The following is an 18,444-nucleotide window of genomic DNA, read 5'->3' on the forward strand; positions in this document are numbered from 1 at the left end:
ATGGACTAGAACTATTGGTTTCCTTATTTGATATCTTCTACTTTCTCTATACATATACAAAGATGGCTGATGATCATTTTGATACATCAGCCATTTTTATTGTATCAAACACAAAGAACTTTCCAGTTGTTCATCATTTCCTTTATCGATACTTCTGAAGACTTTCAGTTGTTTTAAGGCCAAGTAATTTCGATATGCTGGAAAGATCCATACCATTGTTTAAACATCGTTTGATAAATGTATTTCGTAAAGATTGGGCACTATGTTGGTCATTTCCAGAGGATTGAAGATACTTTTTCACAATATAATGCAGTGCTTGTCGAGTCATCTGCCTGCCCTCCACACCAGAGGGAAAAAGAAAGGAAGAAGGGTTAGAAAAAGTTATCCAATCGGATAATAAGTTGGTTAGAAAAGGAGTAAGCGAAAGATCCCTTACATTTCTATCCTCATCTTCTACTTTTAAAATCTGCTGCTTGGCTAAAAAATCATTTCTTTTTAATTGAATGACTTCTGATACTCGTAACCCGAGACACAGTATCACATATACCATGCAGATATTTCTCATTCTTTTCCATTCATTTTTTTCCTTCTCCACTTCCTTTATCAAACATTGTTCTTCTTCGTCAGATAAAGATAGGACTGATTTGGACGAAGATAAAGAACGTGGTAAACCAATGGCTTTCATCGGATTCGTTTTGGAGTATCCTTCCAGCTCGATAAAATTCCAATATGTTTTCAGTGCCGCTAATTTCTTATGGATCGTAGTAGGGGCTAGATTAAAGCTTCCTAAATATGCCAACCACTTAATAATATGCACAATGGTAATTTGGCTTGGGGTTGCTAAATCATCGTACTCTTCTTGTATCCAAAGCAAAAAGGAATTGACGACATGAAGATATTCATTAATCGTCCGAGACTTCTTATTTCGAAAAAGCAACCATTCCGTAAATTCATTTATTAGACCTTGATAATTAATCCTCATGATCATACCTTTCTTTTTTGGTTTCTTCTTCATACCGAGATTCGTACTTTATTAATTATTACATATTCCCATAGGAAAAGGATTACCTCGTATCGTACATAGGCGCTGTTACTTTGAAAAGATCATTTTACAATGATAAATATAAAAAGTTACCAAAACTTTCTTTCAGAAATTTCACATCCATTTCTTGCTTAATAAAGAAAAGGATGACTACGAAAGGATTACAAATAGATTGCTTTTCTGTTACGAAATATAACGTTTTGTATGAATAGAGAAAATCTATTGATATTTTTTACCGAACTCGTATACTAGTGATTAGTATGATCAAAAGCTAGACACATTTTATTTTTTGGAAAGGTGAACAAATTGAAATCAAAACCCCTCTTTATCCCGATTGCTGCCGTTTTTCTTGCTTCTCTTCTTCTAACTGCTTGCGGAAATCAAGATGCGGCAGATAATAAAAAAGTAGAGATTCCTACATCTGATGTTACCGTTATTGATGGAGATACCATCAAAGTGAAAATGAAGAAGAAAACCGAAACCGTTCGTCTGTTATTAGTGGATGCCCCAGAAATGAATGATCCGAAAGATGGAAAACAACCTTTTGCAGATGAAACAACCACCTTTCTTACCCATTTGATTCAGTCATCCAAAACATTGACATTAGAAAAAGACACCTCTTCTCGAGATCCATATAAACGATTTTTAGCTTATGCTTATGTTGATGGAAAAAGCGTAGAACAAACTCTATTAGAAAATGGATTGGTTCGTGTCTATCAAGATCCAAAAAACCACAAATACTTAGACACCTATAGACAAACAGAAACAAAGGCAAAACAAAAGAAAATCGGAATCTGGTCCTTAGATAACTATGTGCAGTCCGATGGATTTCATCCAGATGCTGTAAAATCCGACAAAATAAAAATCACGATTAACAAAAATGGATTTGTAGCAAGTTCAAACAGTGATGTGTATCATCCTGCTAGTTGTAAACAAGTAGTAGATACCATCAAAGATCAAAATCGAATCTATTTTAAAACTGAAGAAGATGCAAAAGCTAGCGGTCGTCATCGCAGTCAGGTACAAGATTGTTGGAACTAAAACAATGACGAATGGATACTCGGTCAGGCTTGGGAATACTTGACCATTCCTGAAATAGAAAGGAACTGAAACAAATAAATGGACCCTGACCCTTCTGAACAATCCAATATTATCAAGCAGCTAAACGAAATACAAATCCAGTTAGGAAACGACTCAAAAATCAAAATTCAACAGATCCCCTCTTCTTTTCAACTGATTGGAATTGGAACAGATGCGATTGTAGTCCAACATCAGACAGATCCTTCTTTTGTTTACAAAGTCTATACAGAAAGAGCCAAGTGGAAATGCAACCAAGAATTTCATATCTATCAGCAATTGAAAAATAAACGTTTCTTTGCAACTTGTTATGAACAAGGACCCCATTATTTAAAATTATCTTACGAAAGGGGTCCAACTTTGTATCAATGTCTGGAAAGAGGAATAGATATCCCTATCCAGATTATAGACGAGGTAGAAGAAGCAAGAGAATATATCCGTCTACAAGGATTAAATCCAAGAGATATTCACTTAAAAAACGTTATCCTTCAGGATAATCACGCTAGAATTGTGGATGTCTCGGAATACGCAAAATCGGGAAATGATCATCGCTGGGAGCATCTTGTCGAAGGGTATCATCGCTTCTATCCATTGATACGAAAGAAAAAGATCCCATCTTATTTACTGGAAAGAGTAAAAGCAAAGTATCAACAGGATCAGCATGTTTCTGACCTATTCTCTCAATTTCAAAACTTTATCTCTCTTTAAACCAAAAAAATCAATCACATCTAGAGGAGCTGAATGTCATGATTTGGTTAGGGATTGGATTAATTGTTGTAGCGGTTATCTTAGGAATCTTCAAATTAGGAAGTCAGTTTTTAGATATTTTAAAGCTGGACTTCTCGGAGGTGGGAGAAAATCTTTTATGGTTGATTTTCTCACTATTTTTAGCAGGTATTGGGATCATAGTTTTTATCATTGGTTTAGTAAAACTAATTTTCTAACAGGGTATGTCTCTACCATTAAGACAGATCAAAAAATCAGGAGGAGATTGGATTGTTTAAAAAGTTTATGGCTAGTCTTGGTCAAGGTGGAGCTAAGGTAGATCTTGTCCTGTACCAAGACCATTTTGCTCCGGGTGAAGAAGTAAAGGGAGAACTACACGTCTATGGGGGAACAGTGGAGCAATCGATTGATAAAATTGACGTGAAATTGGAGCTAGAAATACATGATCACGAACATCATTATCGTAATACCGTAAGTCGAATTCCATTTCATACCACTTTCTTGATTCTTCCTCATGAACAAAAAACTTTTCCATTTGATTTTCGTCTTCCAAGCAATCTACCGATATCTGGGCATACTGTTTCTTACTTTTTTGAAACCGAATTGGATATCATCGGTGGGAAAGATCATACGGATCATGATTTTATTTCTATCGTTCCTCCTCACGAATTACAGAATGTGCTTTCTGCACTTCAAAATCTTGGTTTTCATGAGAAGCAAGATTCACGATCCTTTAATGGACAGGTTCAAGAATTCGAGCTTTATCCAACAAGCTATTTTAGAGGGCAAGTCGAAGAAGTGGAATTTACGGTTGCCATTCTACCAGACGGATTAGATCTACGACTAGAAGTAGACATTTTATCCTATGGACATGAAAAAGAAATTAAACATCATGTATTTCTAGATCATCATTTACTCCACGACACCTATCGGTTGGAATCGTATTTTAAAGATTTGTTAGAAGAAATTGTTCATTCTCATGGTTCCCATTCTAGCCACCACGGTCATCATGAACATCATCACTACGATGAGCACCACCTCTATGATGATCATCATAGAGGTGGTGGAAGTGGTATAGGAGCTGCGGTTGGTGGATTCGCTGCAGGAGCTATCGGTGGATATGTTCTATCCGAAATGTTAGACAATGATGATGATGACGACGATGACGATAACAGTAGTTTTTTTGGTGACGATGATAATAATGTTGAAGACTTTTTCGATGAAGAAGACTAAAAAACGCCTACTAGGCGTTTTTGTCTTTTTCATACCCTGCACAAGTAGTATACATACTTTAAGAACATTTCATTTTGAAAAGCTGTCGTGAAGTCTTTTTCATTTGCTACTCTATTCCAGTATTCTTTTTGTAACCTCATCTGTGAAAACATTCCTCTCTTCTGACCAGAATGGTAGTAAGAACCCAAAATACTAATTTATAAAATACACTCTATGTTCTTCGTCGATATAACTTCCTTCTGTTTTCAATGCATTCTTTTCTATTCCAAATACTTGAAACCCAATAGATTGATAAAGAAAACTTGCAGCAGATCCTTTATTCACAGTCAGTTGATTTTGCTCCACATCTTTTTGTTGTGTGACAAATTGTATCATTCTCAATAAGAGTGACTTAGCAATTCTTTTTTTCTTTGTTCGGGAACCACATAAACTCCCCATATCCATGATTTATGGACGCACTTTAACTGCTTTCTCCCGTGTCCAACCCACTATTCCTTCCAACTGCCTACCAATAAAAGCTCCAAGAACCCTTTGATCTGTTGTTGGATTTAATCCCATTTTAATGAAAGTAATTTCTTTCGACTTATATTCTTCGTAAGAAATACCTTCAGGTGTTTCCTTAAGCCCTCTCAATCGTAAGGCCCAATAATCATCTACACCTTCTGTGTTTAAAAACCACATGTTCACACACACGCCACGTTGATGTTACAACAAGGAGAACACCCAAAGGTAATATCAGAACGACTTGGCCACTCAAACACAAGAATTACGATGGATATTTATAGCCACGTACTTCCCAACATGCAACAAGACGCTGTAGATCGGTTTTGAGCAAACCTTTTTAAACCTAAACAGAGCAAAAAAACACTTTAGTGTAATAAAGGTTAGAAATTCGTTAAAGTCTGCTCGTTTTCTCCTTCTAACATGTATACATAAAACAAAAAAACTCCCTATCCAAGGAGTTTGATTGGTGGGCAGTAGAGGAATCGAACCTCCGACCTCTTCCGTGTCAAGGAAGCGCTCTCCCCCTGAGCTAACCGCCCTTATGCAACTGTATGGTGGGCCCAACAGGACTCGAACCTGTGACCGATCGGTTATGAGCCGACTGCTCTACCAACTGAGCTATAGGCCCGGAATATTTGCAATAATTGGTAAACGTAAAACGAAATGGCGGGGCTGACGGGATTCGAACCCGCGGTCTCCTGCGTGACAGGCAGGCATGTTAGGCCTCTACACCACAGCCCCATATTTGGTTGCGGGGGCAGGATTTGAACCTGCGACCTTTGGGTTATGAGCCCAACGAGCTACCGAGCTGCTCCACCCCGCGTCAGTGGCGACATTTGTTATTATACTATGGGCACATCTAACATGCAAGTATAAGTTTATAAATTTTTTCTCCATATATATTTTACTCCAAACCGACCTTTACGAGAACGAAAAACTTCTACACGATCTGGACTATCGTAGCCATAAAGCCACCAGTCTTCTTCCATACGTGCAGCCAAACATCTCGCTTGGAATTTTGTCTCATATAATTTCAACCAATAAACCCAATTTGTTGACATTTGGATAGTTCACCTCTTACTTCTAGTGTACCTAATTACTATCTGTTTCATGCTTAACGGACGCTTCTCATCCGAATGTATGATTCCTCATCGCAAAAGGATATACCTTTAAAAATTAATATTTATTTCATTTGTTATTCTTAATCATTTATATTTTGGATAAAATGGACACCATGCTCCACTCCTGCACATACAAAAAAAATTCATCTCCATACCTTATTATTACAGGCAGATGCTTGTTAGCTGTTCCCTCCTCCATTTAACCGAGTTTAGACACTCGGTTTTTCTGTATAAAAAAAGAGGTTCCATTTAGATAGATGGAACCTCTACATCGTTTGCTACAAATAAGCATCAATATCTTCCATTTCTTCTTCGCCTTCTTCTTCATCCCTCAGTCTATGTGCAATTCGTCCTGAAGCTGCTGCTGCAATGCTTGCAACTAAATCATCGATAAAGGTATTTACTGGACCATTTTTTGTCGTGTCCAGTTCTTTTATAATGCCAATTTTATGTTTATCTAGGTGTCCGAAAGTAGTAACTGCAATACTTCCATACCCAAAAACAGAGCCAAGAGCTAGTGTTTCATCACACCCAAATAATCCTTCATCAGAGCGAACCAGTGATAGCAATGGTTCAGACAGCATATCTCGTTCAGCTAAAATGTCCAATTCGATTCCCACTAAAATAGCATGTTGAATTTCACGTTTTTTCAAAACCGCAAGGACACTTTCCACACAAGCTTCCAACTGTAGGTTTGGAGCATAAGGTTTCTGCATCTGATACACAATATCTGCGATGGCGGCTATCGAAACACCACGATCTTTTAGTTTTTGCATAACAGCCATTTTGATTTCCTTGTTTAAAACTTTTCTCATTTTTATACTCCCCCTGTTTCCAAATCATAAACGAAATACTTTAGAAAGGAAACCCAATAAATTAAAATAAAGCAGTGTCTGAAGGAGAGTATCAAACTTATTTATTCGCTGCTGCCCTGAGTCTTTCTACTGTACTATAAGGTGTGGTGCATGTGCCTAAATTGGCATGATGCATTTGACCATTTCGTACACCATGATAATCCGAACCTGCAGTCGGAATAAGATTAAATTGTTCAGCCAATGCCTCATATCGAATTTTATCTTCTTCCGTGTGATCAGGGTGATTCACTTCTATACCAGTGAGTCCCATTTCGACAATGGTTGGGATGAGATCATCGCGATGATATATCCCAGGATGGGCCATGACTGCTACTCCACCTGCTTCTTTGATTGCTTGAATGGCTTCATCTGGGGATGTATTATTTAGCCGAACAAACGCTACACCATCTGTACCTAAATATTTATCAAATGCTTCATTTAAATCTCTTACCAGTCCCCTTTCAACAAGTATTTGACCAATATGCACTCGACCTACATTTTTTTGTTCAGAGTTAATTTCTTGTTTGGACTCCACTTCATCGATTGTAATATAGATTCCTAATTGTTCTAACTTCTCTAAAACTAAGTGATTACGCTCTTTTCTCATGTTTTGTTGTCTATCCAAAAGTCGCTGAAATGCAGGATGATAGGGGTCAATAAAATATGCTAAGATATCGATTGCTTGTCCATCCAATACTGTACTCATTTCCACTGCGGGTACAATTTCTACTCCTAATTTTTGCCCAGCAATTAACGCTTCTTGATATCCTCCTGCGGTATCATGATCGGTAATTGCTATTGCTTCTAAACCCAGTTCGGCAGCAAGTTTCACAACTTCTGTCGGGGTTTGGGTTCCGTCTGACATTATCGTATGAGAATGTAAATCTGCTCTTTTCATCCTATCACCTCATCATCTATCATACCAAAAAAGGCACCCTTTCATGGGTGCCTACACTCAACTTCATCTTACTTCACTGCACGGATTAATCGTTTCAATCTGGAAGCAAATTTCTCGGGGTTTTCTTGAATATTACGTGTATCTGCTGATACTCCTAATTCATTTGCTGCTTCAACCATTAATTGTTCTACATTATCGTTTTTCTTGGTTTGTTCGACACGATTTTGCTTATCCACGAAAAACGCCCCCTTTTGCTGAGTGTAGGTTTAGTATGTGTGGAATATCCAAAAATTAAACATAAAAAGCAACCCCTTCTGCATTGGAGAGATTGCTTTTTTTATTTTTGAAGTAAAACTTCGATATGCTCGTTTTCTTCCATAGAAACAACAGGATACATATTCTCAACCTGTGTAAACGCATACTGATTGTTATCCGATTGGATGGTTCCTTTGATCCAAAATCTTTTTTCCGTCCACATACGAGGGAAACTTCGGAGTTGAATCGGTCTCCATTGCTCACCAATTAAAATTACAGGCCCAGCTGAGGTAACATGGAGCAAAAACATATTTCGTTGTTCTGCTTCATCTTGATTTTTTTTCGTAACTCCGTTTTCCATCATCCAAGTACGAGCTTCAATCGTTTCTGGGATCAATCGAATGAATGGTACATATACCTTTTTAAATGCTTGAAACACATTGGCATGACCAGCAGACTCTAGCCAACGAAATAGGTGTTTACACGTGTTTAAAAATATACGCGCTGATATTGGAGTAGATTGATGATGGTCCATATACCAAACACTGAAAAAACGCGCTAATACATCTTCATTTAGAAGAGACCATTCAAATGATTGTCCAAAACGAAGGGAGAGATATTGGAATAGCGTTTCTAACGAATGTGAATACCAAGCTTGCGTACCTTTTTGTAGTTTGGTAACTTCCGAAACGTAGAACTGCTCTAAATGATTCAAGACAGATACTGGTAGTCCAGGTCTCTCTGCTTGATGTTCCATGGCAGATAAAAAGAAGTCTTGATTACTGTCTAAACGCATTTCTGTTGGAGCACTTGTCAATTGTTGCTCCATTGTTTCTAATTCATTTGCTCTTTGAATCGACCAACCGAGTACTCTCCAGCTGGTTTCTCGAATCGTAAGTTCTTGTTGTTCATCATCATGGTGGTTGTATTTCTCTAGCTGCACGAGTATCTCCCCTCTCATCTCATGCACAAACGATGTATAAGGGCCAAATAGTTCATAGCGATTTCCTATCCGTATGAGCCTGGCGAACACCAGTTTGTCTCTTGGTATAGCATCTTGTTTCATCACCTCATAGTCTTTATTCGTCTGGAGCGAGCGAAATGTCATCGTCTCCTGATCAGAGTCCAACATTTCAAAACAAGAAAAAGTTAATTCTGATAGGCTTTGAATCACTCTTTCTCCATCCATTCGATGATGTCGAATAGTGGATGCCCAAAGTTCTACTGGCCGTCTTCCGTTCATGCATGGTGCATCAAATAGCAAATAATAATGAAACGAGAAAGCAAAGCTTTTGGGAATAGGTTGATCTAAAGGTAACTGTAATATTTCTTTAAATCGGGTAGCCCATTTATCTTGATCATCTACTTTGGCATATCGATGAAACCATTTATCTAGATCAGAGAGCAATTCCCCTTTCTGCCCTCTTTCTCGATTTTCTCTAGTCAATTCAGCTTGGTGAAAAACGATCACACGTTCACAACATTTTTTATACTTTTTACCACTGCCGCAAGTGCAGGGTTGATTTCGACCTACCATACTAACACCTCGGATGGAAATTTCCTTGTAATCCAGTATATCGGAAATAAGCATATAAGACAAAGAAAATTTCAAAAAAAGTCCACAGACAAAATATTTGTGTTATGTATCAGGTTCGATGAAAAACCAAAAAACCCTGCAATAAAATTTCATTGCAGGGTTTTCCATTACTTCACAATATGGACTTTTACATTTCGTCTGCCCCATTGTACACAATCAGCTTCACTTGAGAAATAAAGATCAATGATATGTCCTTTGATTCTTCCACCTGTATCTTCTGCAACACCGTATCCATAGCCTTCGATATAAAGTTTGGTGCCGAGTGGGATTACATCTGGATCAACAGCAACAGTTCCTTTATGAGGGGTGGTACCAGTTGCTGTTTTACTTCCATATGAAGTGTAAGCAGTTGATTCAAAGGTCATTGCTTGACCAGATAGTTCAACAGATGCAGAGATAGAACCTTCATCTTGTTTTTCTGGTTCTTTCGTTCCTAGTTTTACTAGTTCCATGACAGGAGCTACTTTATTGATTAATGTTTTGGTAAGGACAGGTTTTCCATCTTTTATCAATAGCTTCCCGTTTTTATAGAGAGCTACGATTTGATATTCTTCTTTTCCTGGTTTTCCTTTGGTTGTTACTTCTTTCTTTCCTTTTTCCAACTTGTCATCTTTTACTTCTTTGGTTGTGAATTTAATGGTTTTTGTTTCTTTTTTCACTCGCTGCTCTACTTTGTCCACAACGATCCTCATATTCTGGGTTATAGCTTCATTCATCGAAACATTTGGTTCATCCCAAGCAGATAAAAAAATCTTTCTCTCCTCTAAAAAGGAACCAACTGTTGTTTGAGAAGTGACGAAAGTACCTAGGTTCTTGCCGCCTAACTCAAGATTTACTTTACATTTACATTTTAGATCTACTGTTGTATCTCCATCTAATGATTTATTCCACGGGATAGAGGGTTGATAATTAGCTTTTAACTGTTGCACATTTTGTCCTGCACCAGCTAAAGCCTCTTCAAGTGTATTATGTAAACCCTCGCTCACAACTGTAGTTTTTCCATCACTAAATTTGACCGTCACTTTTGTCTCCATTGCAGCATAAGCGACAAAAGAACCTGATAAAAGTACTATTGCTATTACTCCTAATATTAGGAATTTCTTCATTGATCACTGTTACCGAAAAACTTAAAAATTCATTTTTAAGAAAAGGCACACTTAATTCGTATCGTCTAGACTGTCTGAAGTTTTCAGTAACAGCTTCGCACCTCCTTGTTAGGTGTACCTATTGTGTGTTGCCCATTATAACAGGACTTTTGGAGATATTCTATTTAAATGAAAAATGTTCCTTTTTTTTTCTTTTTTTTAGTTCTCATTTACTGGTAAAAACTTGTACAGTCACATATCCTTTTTTCGCTTCAGAAACAATGAGAATAGGGTTATTTCGGAGATTCTTAAACTTAAAATCAGGTCCTCCCCACGAAACAGTTGCATCTTTATTTTTGGGAACATATGGAACATTTCTGCTATGACTTTTACGTTCAATTATCGTGAGCTTTGCCTTATCTACACTGTTGAACAAGGTGGAAGATGTTTGGCATATCCCTCCTCCAATTCCTTCACTATATTCGCCTTTTACAATTATTTTGGCTTCCCGGTAACCTTTGGCTAAGGTACGCCTGCCAACGGTTTGATTGAAAGAAAAAATTTCTCCCGGCATCACCACAATATGATCAATAGCTTTAGCGGAAAGTTCAACATTATGAGATCGATTATCCATACTATTATTATAAAAAGTAGTATATGATGCTAATAATTTTCGTTTTAATTTACGAAGTTCTTTTGTAGTAAGTTTTGGACGTTGTATTTCAACGGGAATTTTTATTTTTTTCCCTATATATAAGTGAATTAAATCCATCCAACTATCCATTTCGGACAGGATGACTTTTCCCCCCGATTTTTCTGGTACAATTTGTCGATTTTCATAGTGTGCAGACGTGGGGTTGTGATTGATTTGTTTCGCAATTTTAGCAAACCAACGATGTAACTCCTGACGATCTAACGTCGTTGGATCTATGCCGTCAAAACCAGCTTGACGCAAATCCAAATACCACTGTTTTTCCCCATATGTTACATGAATGACTGGATTAGGAGACCCATCTTGAAAAATCGGGGGTAAAAGCAGAAGCATACAAGCATATAAATAAGTAAACAAAAAAATCCCCCCTTCTGTATATAGTTTGTACAAAGAAGACGGGACTTACCAAAACAAATTTATGCAATTAGAAAATGAATTACATAGGTGATCCAATAATTTATTCCAAAAATCGCCATTGGGTAAATAATTACAAGATTCAATACAAATAAGAAAGGAATAAAGATTAAAAAATTCCAATGTTTTGTCTTATGCCGAACAACTTGCATACCAATAAAAGAACCAAGCGCTCCTCCTAGCGCAGCAACGAGAAAAAGTCTCTTTTCAGGAATTCTTTGTTGACTCAGCTTTGCTTGTTTTTTATCATAAAGCATTTGAGAAAATCCAAATATATTGGCAACCACGATATAAATGATAACGAAGATATTCATAAAATTATTTTATCAGATAGACAAACTTGCATCAAGACATTGTGAATCACTTAACAAATTATGATCAATTAATGACGTTTTTCTTTATATATCATAAAAAGTATGTGAAACAGTGTACAAAGTTGTTCACAGAGAGTAAGATAATTGTATACAATTTAGACATTGATGAAGGAGGACTCAAAAATGGATTCTGCCTTTTGGAGTCGAATGCTTACTGAAGAGACACTTGCTTTTCACATTATCTGGGCTGCCATTGGAGTCGGAGTTCCTATATTTGTAAGTTTAGCAGAATTTATAGGTATTCGTAAGAAAGACATGCATTACACGATGATGGCAAAGCGCTGGACACGTGGATTTGTAATCACGGTTGCTGTCGGAGTAGTAACAGGTACATGTATCGGAGTACTGTTATCCTTGCTTTGGCCAACTTTTATGCAGTTAGTTGGAAATGTGATCAGTCTGCCATTATTTTTGGAAACATTCGCGTTCTTCTTCGAAGCGATATTTTTGGGAATATACCTGTATACTTGGGATCGTTTTAAAAATCCTTATTGGCATTGGTTAACTTCTATCCCTGTCATTATCGGATCTACTCTCTCTGCAGTATTTATAACTACAGTAAATTCGTTTATGAACACTCCTGCTGGTTTTAAATTAGATGAGGCTGGGAAGGTAGTGGATATTGACCCTATCGGCGCAATGTTGAATCCTGCAACACCCTCAAAAGTAGGGCATGTTGTCTCCTCCTCGTATTTGATATCTGGCCTATTGCTAGCAGGGCTGGCAGCGTTTTTCATATTACGTGGAAGACAACATATTTATTATAGAAAAGCATTGAAATTAACAATGGTCACCACATTCATCCTGTCCATAACCACCATTTTAATGGGGGATATATCTGCAAAATTTCTAGCAGAACACCAACCAGCAAAATTAGCAGCTGCGGAGTGGCATTTTGAAACCAAGAAAGGTGCACCTCTCGTCTTATTTGGATCATTGGATCCAAAAACAAATGAAGTAAAATATGCGATTGAAATTCCAAAAGCATTGAGTATTTTAGCAACAAATAACCCTAGCGGAACAGTGATTGGTTTGGATAGTATACCGAAAAATTTGTGGCCGCCTCTATATATTCATTACTTATTTGATACAAAAGTAAGTATTGGTTTCTACTTATTGTTCATAACTGCTGTATTTTTAATCCTTTGGATATGGAAAAAGGGAAATCCATTTCATCCCATCGTCTTATATGGAATCGTTATTGCAGCTCCATTGTCTTTCATCGCAATGGAACTGGGTTGGGTATTTGCGGAGGCTGGTCGTCTTCCATGGATCATAACAGGAATTATGAAAGTCGGTGAAGCAGCAACTACAGCAGCAAATGTGAAATTGATGTATTTCTTATTTACTGGACTTTATCTTTTACTGGCAATTGTTGCTTGTATTGTACTGTATCGATTATTTAAAGGAAAACCTGCTGAAGCAGAGATACAAGCTTTCGAAGGAGGTATCTCCTAATGCCACTTGAATTAATAGGTATAAGTGTACTGTGGACATTCCTCTATGGGTATATCATTGTTGCATCAATCGATTTTGGAGCTGGTTTTTTCTCCTATTACAGTTATCTGACGAAAAAAGAGCATGTCGTAAATAAAATTATTGATCGTTATCTGTCTCCTGTTTGGGAAGTTACCAATGTATTTCTCGTTTTTTTCATTGTTGGCATCGTCGGTTTTTTTCCTGACACAGCATATTATTATGGAACTGCTTTACTTATCCCTGGTGGCATTGCGTTAATTTTGCTCACCATTCGAGGCTCCTTTTATGCGTTTGCTAATTATGGCGGAAGAGATAGTAAATTTTTCTTGTTTCTATATGGAATGACCGGATTGTTTATTCCTGCGGCTCTCTCTACAGGTCTCACAATCTCAGAAGGTGGTTTTATTGTAGAGAACGGAAAGAAAATCGAGTTTTTATCTGGTGCATTATTTCGTAGCCCCTATTCATGGACAGTAGTTTTCTTAGCAATTGTAAGTATCTTGTATATCAGTGCTAGTTTTTTAACTTACTATGCAAAGAAAGCTGGAGATTTGCCTGCCATGGAACAATTGCGTAAATATGCGCTTTTTTGGAGTGGTCCTACAATACTTGCAAGTGTTCTTGTCTTTTGGGGATTATCCCAGCATAATCCTAATCATTTTGCAAAAGCATGGGACATCAGCCCTGTTTTTATTTGTTCCTTTCTTTGTTTTTTGGTGGCTGTGTTTTTTATCTGGAGGCGTAAATCACTTGGATTATCATTTATTGCTGTCATGATGCAATTCGCATTCGCCTTTTTTGGTTATGGTTACTCCCACTTACCTTATTTACTTTATCCGTACATCACATTGCAAGGCGGCTTAACTAATTCTACGATGGGATGGGCTTTAGTCCTTGCATTTATTGCTGGTTTGATCCTATTGATCCCATCTCTTGTTCTCTTAATGTGGTTGTTTTTATTTAATGCAAAATATGTGCGGAATGAAAAATAAAAATGCTGGGGACATCCCAGCATTTTCTAATTTATCATTCGCTTTGGTGATCAGATGGTAACCATCCAAAAATTAACAGGAGATACTTTCTTCACGCTTTTAAACCATATAATCTGTAAATTTTTAATGATATTTTTCTGCTAAATTACATGCATTTATAAAAGAAGAAAATAGTTTCATCGCATGCTTATCTTGCAAGATTGACATCCCTTCAGGATGCCATTGTACACCTAGCAAAAAAGGATGACTGATACTTTCAATAGCTTCTACTACACCATCAGCAGCAAAAGCACTGATGATTAATGGAGGACATACATTTTTAACAGATTGATGATGATAGGAATTTACTCGAATCTTCTTTTCCCCCATAATGTCAAAAAGCAGGCTTTCTTTTTTAATGTCAATCGAATGAGTTGGATAACCACGTGGTGCATGTTGGTCATGGTTTAGTGCCGGGGTTATTTGTGAAGGTATATCTTGGTAAAGATCTCCTCCTAAGGCGATATTCATTAGTTGGCATCCTCTGCAAATAGCTAAAATAGGTTTATTTTGCTGTATGAATAATTCAAAAACTTTCAATTCGATTTCGTCTCGTTCAGGAATGATTACACCTAGATTTAGCGAAGGTTCTTCACCATAGTAAAACGGATCTACATCTTTCCCACCAGTAAGAAGTAACCCTGAACATTGTTCGACCATTTTTTGTATCATGATTGGGTCCCGTAAAAATGGAATAAGTAATGGGATTCCACCAGCTTGTATAACGGATTGAACGTAATCATGATTGATAAAAAATTTTTGATCATCTTGATCAATTGTAATTCCAATTATGGGGTACAACATGATCTCTCCTTTGCTACATAAAAATCTTATATATCTTATGCAACAAAAAACTCCAGCTCTATATGAACTGGAGTTTGAAATTATTCCCTTACGTCCCTTGCATGTGAACGATCTTCAAACAGATATTTGATCGCATAAATACCTGATAACCCGACAATGGTGTAAATGATTCGACTAAGTAAAGATGATTCGCGGATTGCATCTCCACCAAAAATAGCAGATACAAGATCCCATTGAAATAAGCCAACAAGTAACCAATTCAGAGCGCCAATTATCACTAATGTAAGAGCAACTTTACCCACAATTTTGGTCCTCCTTCAACAGATTGTTTCTGTTAGTATGGTACTTAATTATCTTTTTCATACAGAACCATCTAGGAGGGCTATTGACTTTTGATCCCACAAAAAAGGTAAGTACGATGGATGTACTTACCTTTTTTTCTCAGGAAGAGCGTATATTAGTAGAATTTTCTTTCTGCTTATATTCTTCGGCTAATTTATCGATTTCCTTTTTCAACTCTTCTACCATTTGAGCTTCTGGGATTTTACGGATAATTTCTCCGTGACGGAAGAGTAATCCCTCGCCTCTTGCTCCCGCAATACCAATATCTGCTTCTTTTGCTTCTCCGGGACCATTTACAGCACAGCCTAGCACACTTACTTTGATTGGTGCTTTAATGGTGGAGATATAATCTTCAATTTCATTGGCAATCGAAATTAAATCTATTTCAATTCTTCCACAGGTAGGACAAGAAATTAAAGTAGCAGCATTTGCAGCTAATCCAAATGTTTTTAACAGTTCTCTAGCTACTTTTACTTCTTCAACGGGGTCCGCACTAAGTGAAATACGCAAAGTCGAACCTATCCCTTGAGCAAGGATTGCCCCTAATCCTGCTGCACTTTTGACTGTACCAGAAAATAATGTTCCAGACTCTGTAATACCAAGGTGCAATGGATAGTCAAATGCAGCTGATGCTTTCTGATAGGCTTCAATAGCCAAACGAACATCAGATGCTTTGAGGGAAACAATAATATCATGGAAATCGAGCTCTTCCAGTATACCAATATGGTACAAAGCACTTTCTACCATACCATCAGCAGTAGGATAACCATACTTTTCTAGAATCCTCTTTTCCAATGAACCAGCATTAACCCCAATACGAATAGGAATTCCACGCTCTTTAGCAGCTTTGACAACTGCTTCTACTTTTTCACGTCGCCCAATATTTCCAGGATTGATACGAATTTTATCAATTCCACCCTCAATTGCTTTTAATGCTAAACGGTAATCAAAATGAATATCTGCTACTAATGGAACCGTAATCCGCTTTTTAATCTCTGGAATAGCTTCAGCAGCCCGCATATCCGGAACAGCTACTCGTACTATTTGGCAACCTGCTTCGGTAAGTCTATTGATTTCTGCTACTGTAGCTTTCACATCATGTGTTTTTGTCGTGGCCATACTTTGAATAACAACTTGATCATTGCCACCTATTTGGAGATTTCCTACTTTTACTGGTCTTGTTTTCGTACGATGAATCATGAGCACTCGCTCCTTAAGAAGTTAAATCTTAATAGGAAGATATATTTCCCTCAAACCGCTACACTCAGATGGGTAATTTTCTCAACACAAAAAATACATACTTTCATCTTCACAACAGAAATATTAACAGATGGAAGTTTTCTACAAGTTCAGTTTAACATTATATCATATTCGGGCAAACCAAAAAGGGGCTTATGCCCCTTTTTAACGGATAATTTAATTTATCCTCTAATCCCAACACAAACGTTAAATACAAAAAAATGTTATCTTTTCCGTACTTTTTTCGCAGCTATCTTCATCGACATGGGAATCATACCAAACCAGCGATACGCCCATGGTTCTCTTCTTGCATACTTCATCGCTTTTCTATCTTTTTTTGGTGTTTCCATAAACCACACCATTTTTTCAATAACATAGGTAATCCAATCTTTAAAAGACATTATTCCCACCTCGTTAATTAGCATCACCGCTTTTCGCGAGATTAAACCAAATATCCATGATTTCCCGAGCAATCTGTTTAATTGATTTATGGTTCGTATCGATTTGAAAATCTGCAAATTGATACAAAGGTCCTCTGGTTTGATACAACTGGTGTACCTTTTCTTCTAAAGATCCTCCTTGCAATAATGGACGAGTGGTGTCCTCTTTCAAACGCCGAATAATCTCTTGTGGATCAGCATCCAGTGCAAAAACCCACCCATACTTATGCATCGTAATTCGGTTTTCAGCACGTAATACAATTCCACCTCCTGTTGTAATAATACTTGAACGTGTATTTTGTACATATTGTTCAAGAATACCTGTTTCTACATTTCGAAAAGTCATTTCTCCATAATTAGCAAAAATTTCTGGGATAGTGCAGCCTCTATCTCGCTGAATCATATCATCTGTATCAATATGCTCCATTTTGGTCAAAGCTGCGATCTGCTGTCCAATAGTTGATTTTCCTGTACCCATAAATCCAACAAGAATGAGATGTTTTTTCATAGTAAAAACTATTATAACGAACATTGTCATTCTAACCAATACAAGATATACATCGTTTTTTTATCTATCTCCACTGTTTTGGTCTGTTGAATGTTGTCTTTCCCTTTGGCGACAGCTTGAATGAAGATACTCTCAGGTATTGATTCCCAGACAGAAATATTTACCGTATACTCCCCATACTTCTTTTGTTCTGTACGATAATCATCTGGTCTATTTTGTAGTTCCTGTTGTCTTTCCGCTATTCCACTTTCAGCAGCATACCCAGCTTGGATCATTTTTAATCTTAGCAGGTCTTGCTTTTTCCATTTGCTCCATTCCATAGAAGCAAATAAAAACAAACTAGACATCAGAGCAATTAATACCATGACAACAGGAAGAATAAAGCCCTTTTCTTCATTCATTTATACGCCCCCAAATATAGGCAGATCCTGTGAACGTAGCATTTTGATTTGAGAGGATAACTGTCATTTTCACTCTATTTTGTAAATTCTGATAATAAACTCGTTTTACTTGATATAACAAAATGGTATTTCCACGATAAGAGGCAGATGAAGATTCTTTTACACTCCGTACTAATTGATCTTGTTTCCAGCGATAACGTACGCGTAACCCATCTTTCATGATCATCTCTAATTGATTTTGATCGATTAAGAATTTGACACCATTGGCTTCATCCTGCTGCAATTGCAAAGAAAAACGATCAAATTGA

General features: G+C 37.1%; 24 protein-coding genes, 4 tRNA genes and 1 pseudogene. 7 read left to right on the plus strand and 22 right to left on the minus strand.

Going from position 1 to position 18,444, the window contains the following annotated elements:
* Positions 1–142: 142 nt before the first annotated feature.
* Complete coding sequence (locus tag AC5WOE_RS07095; RefSeq protein WP_496052220.1) at positions 143–982, minus strand: tyrosine-type recombinase/integrase; 840 nt, start codon at positions 980–982, stop codon at positions 143–145.
* 366 nt (positions 983–1,348) lie between these two features.
* On the opposite strand from AC5WOE_RS07095, the gene AC5WOE_RS07100 reads away from it, so the two are divergent.
* From AC5WOE_RS07100 to AC5WOE_RS07115, 4 genes are all read left to right on the plus strand, one after another.
* A complete protein-coding gene (locus AC5WOE_RS07100) occupies positions 1,349–2,083 on the plus strand; it encodes a thermonuclease family protein (protein WP_496052221.1) in 735 nt (244 codons plus the stop codon).
* A 78-nt stretch (positions 2,084–2,161) separates the two neighbouring features.
* The gene (locus AC5WOE_RS07105; protein ID WP_496052222.1) at positions 2,162–2,827 is read left to right on the plus strand and encodes a serine/threonine protein kinase; all 666 of its coding nucleotides are present in this window, start codon (positions 2,162–2,164) and stop codon (positions 2,825–2,827) included.
* Positions 2,828–2,865: 38 nt separating this feature from the next.
* Positions 2,866–3,063, plus strand: coding sequence for a hypothetical protein (locus tag AC5WOE_RS07110; protein WP_496052223.1), 198 nt, complete (start codon positions 2,866–2,868; stop codon positions 3,061–3,063).
* Positions 3,064–3,115: 52 nt separating this feature from the next.
* On the plus strand, positions 3,116–4,078 hold the full coding sequence (locus AC5WOE_RS07115) for a sporulation protein (protein WP_496052224.1): 963 nt from the start codon (positions 3,116–3,118) through the stop codon (positions 4,076–4,078).
* Positions 4,079–4,270: 192 nt separating this feature from the next.
* Here the strand turns inward: AC5WOE_RS07115 and AC5WOE_RS07120 are convergent, their stop codons facing one another.
* Both AC5WOE_RS07120 and AC5WOE_RS07125 read right to left on the minus strand, forming a co-directional pair.
* Positions 4,271–4,522 (minus strand): GNAT family protein, encoded by a 252-nt coding sequence (locus tag AC5WOE_RS07120; RefSeq protein WP_496052225.1) that lies wholly within the window; start codon positions 4,520–4,522, stop codon positions 4,271–4,273.
* Positions 4,523–4,525: 3 nt separating this feature from the next.
* Entirely contained in the window at positions 4,526–4,765 is a 240-nt protein-coding gene (locus AC5WOE_RS07125; protein WP_496052226.1) for a hypothetical protein, read from the minus strand.
* Between AC5WOE_RS07125 and AC5WOE_RS07130 the strand changes: the two are divergent.
* Positions 4,763–4,909, plus strand: a pseudogene (locus tag AC5WOE_RS07130) (site-specific integrase); the annotation flags it as partial. The gene AC5WOE_RS07125 and the pseudogene AC5WOE_RS07130 overlap by 3 nt on opposite strands.
* A gap of 137 nt (positions 4,910–5,046) precedes the next feature.
* On the opposite strand, the gene AC5WOE_RS07135 reads toward AC5WOE_RS07130, so the two are convergent.
* The 12 genes from AC5WOE_RS07135 to AC5WOE_RS07190 all read right to left on the minus strand — a co-directional run bounded on the left by AC5WOE_RS07135 (position 5,047) and on the right by AC5WOE_RS07190 (position 11,832).
* Positions 5,047–5,121, minus strand: a tRNA-Val gene (locus tag AC5WOE_RS07135).
* A 13-nt stretch (positions 5,122–5,134) separates the two neighbouring features.
* Positions 5,135–5,210, minus strand: a tRNA-Ile gene (locus AC5WOE_RS07140).
* A 36-nt stretch (positions 5,211–5,246) separates the two neighbouring features.
* Positions 5,247–5,323, minus strand: a tRNA-Asp gene (locus AC5WOE_RS07145).
* Between the two features lie 5 nt (positions 5,324–5,328).
* A tRNA-Met gene (locus AC5WOE_RS07150) sits at positions 5,329–5,405 on the minus strand.
* Positions 5,406–5,460: 55 nt separating this feature from the next.
* On the minus strand, positions 5,461–5,643 hold the full coding sequence (locus AC5WOE_RS07155; protein WP_496047941.1) for a hypothetical protein: 183 nt from the start codon (positions 5,641–5,643) through the stop codon (positions 5,461–5,463).
* Between the two features lie 338 nt (positions 5,644–5,981).
* Positions 5,982–6,518, minus strand: coding sequence for a phosphatidylglycerophosphatase A family protein (locus tag AC5WOE_RS07160; protein ID WP_496047942.1), 537 nt, complete (start codon positions 6,516–6,518; stop codon positions 5,982–5,984).
* A 97-nt stretch (positions 6,519–6,615) separates the two neighbouring features.
* Positions 6,616–7,455 (minus strand): PHP domain-containing protein, encoded by an 840-nt coding sequence (locus AC5WOE_RS07165; protein ID WP_496052227.1) that lies wholly within the window; start codon positions 7,453–7,455, stop codon positions 6,616–6,618.
* A 68-nt stretch (positions 7,456–7,523) separates the two neighbouring features.
* Entirely contained in the window at positions 7,524–7,691 is a 168-nt protein-coding gene (locus AC5WOE_RS07170; RefSeq protein WP_240873712.1) for a hypothetical protein, read from the minus strand.
* Positions 7,692–7,792: 101 nt separating this feature from the next.
* Entirely contained in the window at positions 7,793–9,247 is a 1,455-nt protein-coding gene (locus tag AC5WOE_RS07175; protein ID WP_496052228.1) for a YecA family protein, read from the minus strand.
* Between the two features lie 167 nt (positions 9,248–9,414).
* A complete protein-coding gene (locus AC5WOE_RS07180) occupies positions 9,415–10,413 on the minus strand; it encodes a 3D domain-containing protein (RefSeq protein WP_496047945.1) in 999 nt (332 codons plus the stop codon).
* Positions 10,414–10,618: 205 nt separating this feature from the next.
* Complete coding sequence (locus tag AC5WOE_RS07185; protein WP_496047946.1) at positions 10,619–11,461, minus strand: VanW family protein; 843 nt, start codon at positions 11,459–11,461, stop codon at positions 10,619–10,621.
* 59 nt (positions 11,462–11,520) lie between these two features.
* On the minus strand, positions 11,521–11,832 hold the full coding sequence (locus AC5WOE_RS07190; RefSeq protein WP_496047947.1) for a DUF1294 domain-containing protein: 312 nt from the start codon (positions 11,830–11,832) through the stop codon (positions 11,521–11,523).
* Between the two features lie 183 nt (positions 11,833–12,015).
* Here AC5WOE_RS07190 and AC5WOE_RS07195 point away from each other — a divergent pair, with 183 nt between their 5' ends.
* Complete coding sequence (locus tag AC5WOE_RS07195; RefSeq protein ID WP_496052229.1) at positions 12,016–13,350, plus strand: cytochrome ubiquinol oxidase subunit I; 1,335 nt, start codon at positions 12,016–12,018, stop codon at positions 13,348–13,350.
* Positions 13,350–14,363, plus strand: a complete 1,014-nt coding sequence (locus tag AC5WOE_RS07200; RefSeq protein WP_496052230.1) for a cytochrome d ubiquinol oxidase subunit II — start codon at positions 13,350–13,352, stop codon at positions 14,361–14,363. Before AC5WOE_RS07195 ends, AC5WOE_RS07200 begins: the two co-directional genes overlap by 1 nt.
* A gap of 123 nt (positions 14,364–14,486) precedes the next feature.
* Here AC5WOE_RS07200 and AC5WOE_RS07205 read toward each other — a convergent pair whose 3' ends face one another.
* The 7 genes from AC5WOE_RS07205 to AC5WOE_RS07235 all read right to left on the minus strand — a co-directional run.
* On the minus strand, positions 14,487–15,203 hold the full coding sequence (locus tag AC5WOE_RS07205; protein ID WP_496052231.1) for a gamma-glutamyl-gamma-aminobutyrate hydrolase family protein: 717 nt from the start codon (positions 15,201–15,203) through the stop codon (positions 14,487–14,489).
* 83 nt (positions 15,204–15,286) lie between these two features.
* Entirely contained in the window at positions 15,287–15,508 is a 222-nt protein-coding gene (locus AC5WOE_RS07210) for a DUF378 domain-containing protein (RefSeq protein WP_496047951.1), read from the minus strand.
* 139 nt (positions 15,509–15,647) lie between these two features.
* Positions 15,648–16,748, minus strand: coding sequence for a flavodoxin-dependent (E)-4-hydroxy-3-methylbut-2-enyl-diphosphate synthase (gene ispG, locus AC5WOE_RS07215; RefSeq protein ID WP_496047952.1), 1,101 nt, complete (start codon positions 16,746–16,748; stop codon positions 15,648–15,650).
* A gap of 263 nt (positions 16,749–17,011) precedes the next feature.
* Positions 17,012–17,188 (minus strand): YqzE family protein, encoded by a 177-nt coding sequence (locus AC5WOE_RS07220; RefSeq protein WP_496047953.1) that lies wholly within the window; start codon positions 17,186–17,188, stop codon positions 17,012–17,014.
* Between the two features lie 13 nt (positions 17,189–17,201).
* Positions 17,202–17,735: a shikimate kinase gene (locus tag AC5WOE_RS07225; protein WP_496047954.1), complete on the minus strand. Its 534-nt coding sequence runs from the start codon at positions 17,733–17,735 to the stop codon at positions 17,202–17,204.
* A gap of 26 nt (positions 17,736–17,761) precedes the next feature.
* Positions 17,762–18,136: a hypothetical protein gene (locus AC5WOE_RS07230; RefSeq protein ID WP_496047955.1), complete on the minus strand. Its 375-nt coding sequence runs from the start codon at positions 18,134–18,136 to the stop codon at positions 17,762–17,764.
* Positions 18,129–18,444 (minus strand): competence type IV pilus minor pilin ComGF (locus AC5WOE_RS07235; protein WP_496052232.1); only part of this gene is annotated, 316 nt, incomplete at its 5' end. The genes AC5WOE_RS07230 and AC5WOE_RS07235, both read right to left, overlap by 8 nt.

Source organism: Shimazuella sp. NTD248 (genome assembly GCF_059510395.1).

Bases quoted from the DNA above. Each gene is read 5' to 3' on its own strand.
- AC5WOE_RS07175 (WP_496052228.1), bottom strand. From the start codon at position 9,247: ATGGTAGGTCGAAATCAACCCTGCACTTGCGGCAGTGGTAAAAAGTAT.
- AC5WOE_RS07180 (WP_496047945.1), bottom strand. From the start codon at position 10,413: ATGAAGAAATTCCTAATATTAGGAGTAATAGCAATAGTACTTTTATCA.
- AC5WOE_RS07225 (WP_496047954.1), bottom strand. From the start codon at position 17,735: ATGAAAAAACATCTCATTCTTGTTGGATTTATGGGTACAGGAAAATCA.
- AC5WOE_RS07190 (WP_496047947.1), bottom strand. From the start codon at position 11,832: ATGAATATCTTCGTTATCATTTATATCGTGGTTGCCAATATATTTGGA.
- AC5WOE_RS07095 (WP_496052220.1), bottom strand. From the start codon at position 982: ATGAGGATTAATTATCAAGGTCTAATAAATGAATTTACGGAATGGTTG.
- AC5WOE_RS07155 (WP_496047941.1), bottom strand. From the start codon at position 5,643: ATGTCAACAAATTGGGTTTATTGGTTGAAATTATATGAGACAAAATTC.
- AC5WOE_RS07160 (WP_496047942.1), bottom strand. From the start codon at position 6,518: ATGAGAAAAGTTTTAAACAAGGAAATCAAAATGGCTGTTATGCAAAAA.
- AC5WOE_RS07165 (WP_496052227.1), bottom strand. From the start codon at position 7,455: ATGAAAAGAGCAGATTTACATTCTCATACGATAATGTCAGACGGAACC.
- AC5WOE_RS07110 (WP_496052223.1), top strand. From the start codon at position 2,866: ATGATTTGGTTAGGGATTGGATTAATTGTTGTAGCGGTTATCTTAGGA.
- AC5WOE_RS07200 (WP_496052230.1), top strand. From the start codon at position 13,350: ATGCCACTTGAATTAATAGGTATAAGTGTACTGTGGACATTCCTCTAT.
- AC5WOE_RS07120 (WP_496052225.1), bottom strand. From the start codon at position 4,522: ATGGATATGGGGAGTTTATGTGGTTCCCGAACAAAGAAAAAAAGAATT.
- AC5WOE_RS07105 (WP_496052222.1), top strand. From the start codon at position 2,162: ATGGACCCTGACCCTTCTGAACAATCCAATATTATCAAGCAGCTAAAC.
- AC5WOE_RS07220 (WP_496047953.1), bottom strand. From the start codon at position 17,188: ATGTCTTTTAAAGATTGGATTACCTATGTTATTGAAAAAATGGTGTGG.
- AC5WOE_RS07195 (WP_496052229.1), top strand. From the start codon at position 12,016: ATGGATTCTGCCTTTTGGAGTCGAATGCTTACTGAAGAGACACTTGCT.
- AC5WOE_RS07230 (WP_496047955.1), bottom strand. From the start codon at position 18,136: ATGAATGAAGAAAAGGGCTTTATTCTTCCTGTTGTCATGGTATTAATT.
- ispG (WP_496047952.1), bottom strand. From the start codon at position 16,748: ATGATTCATCGTACGAAAACAAGACCAGTAAAAGTAGGAAATCTCCAA.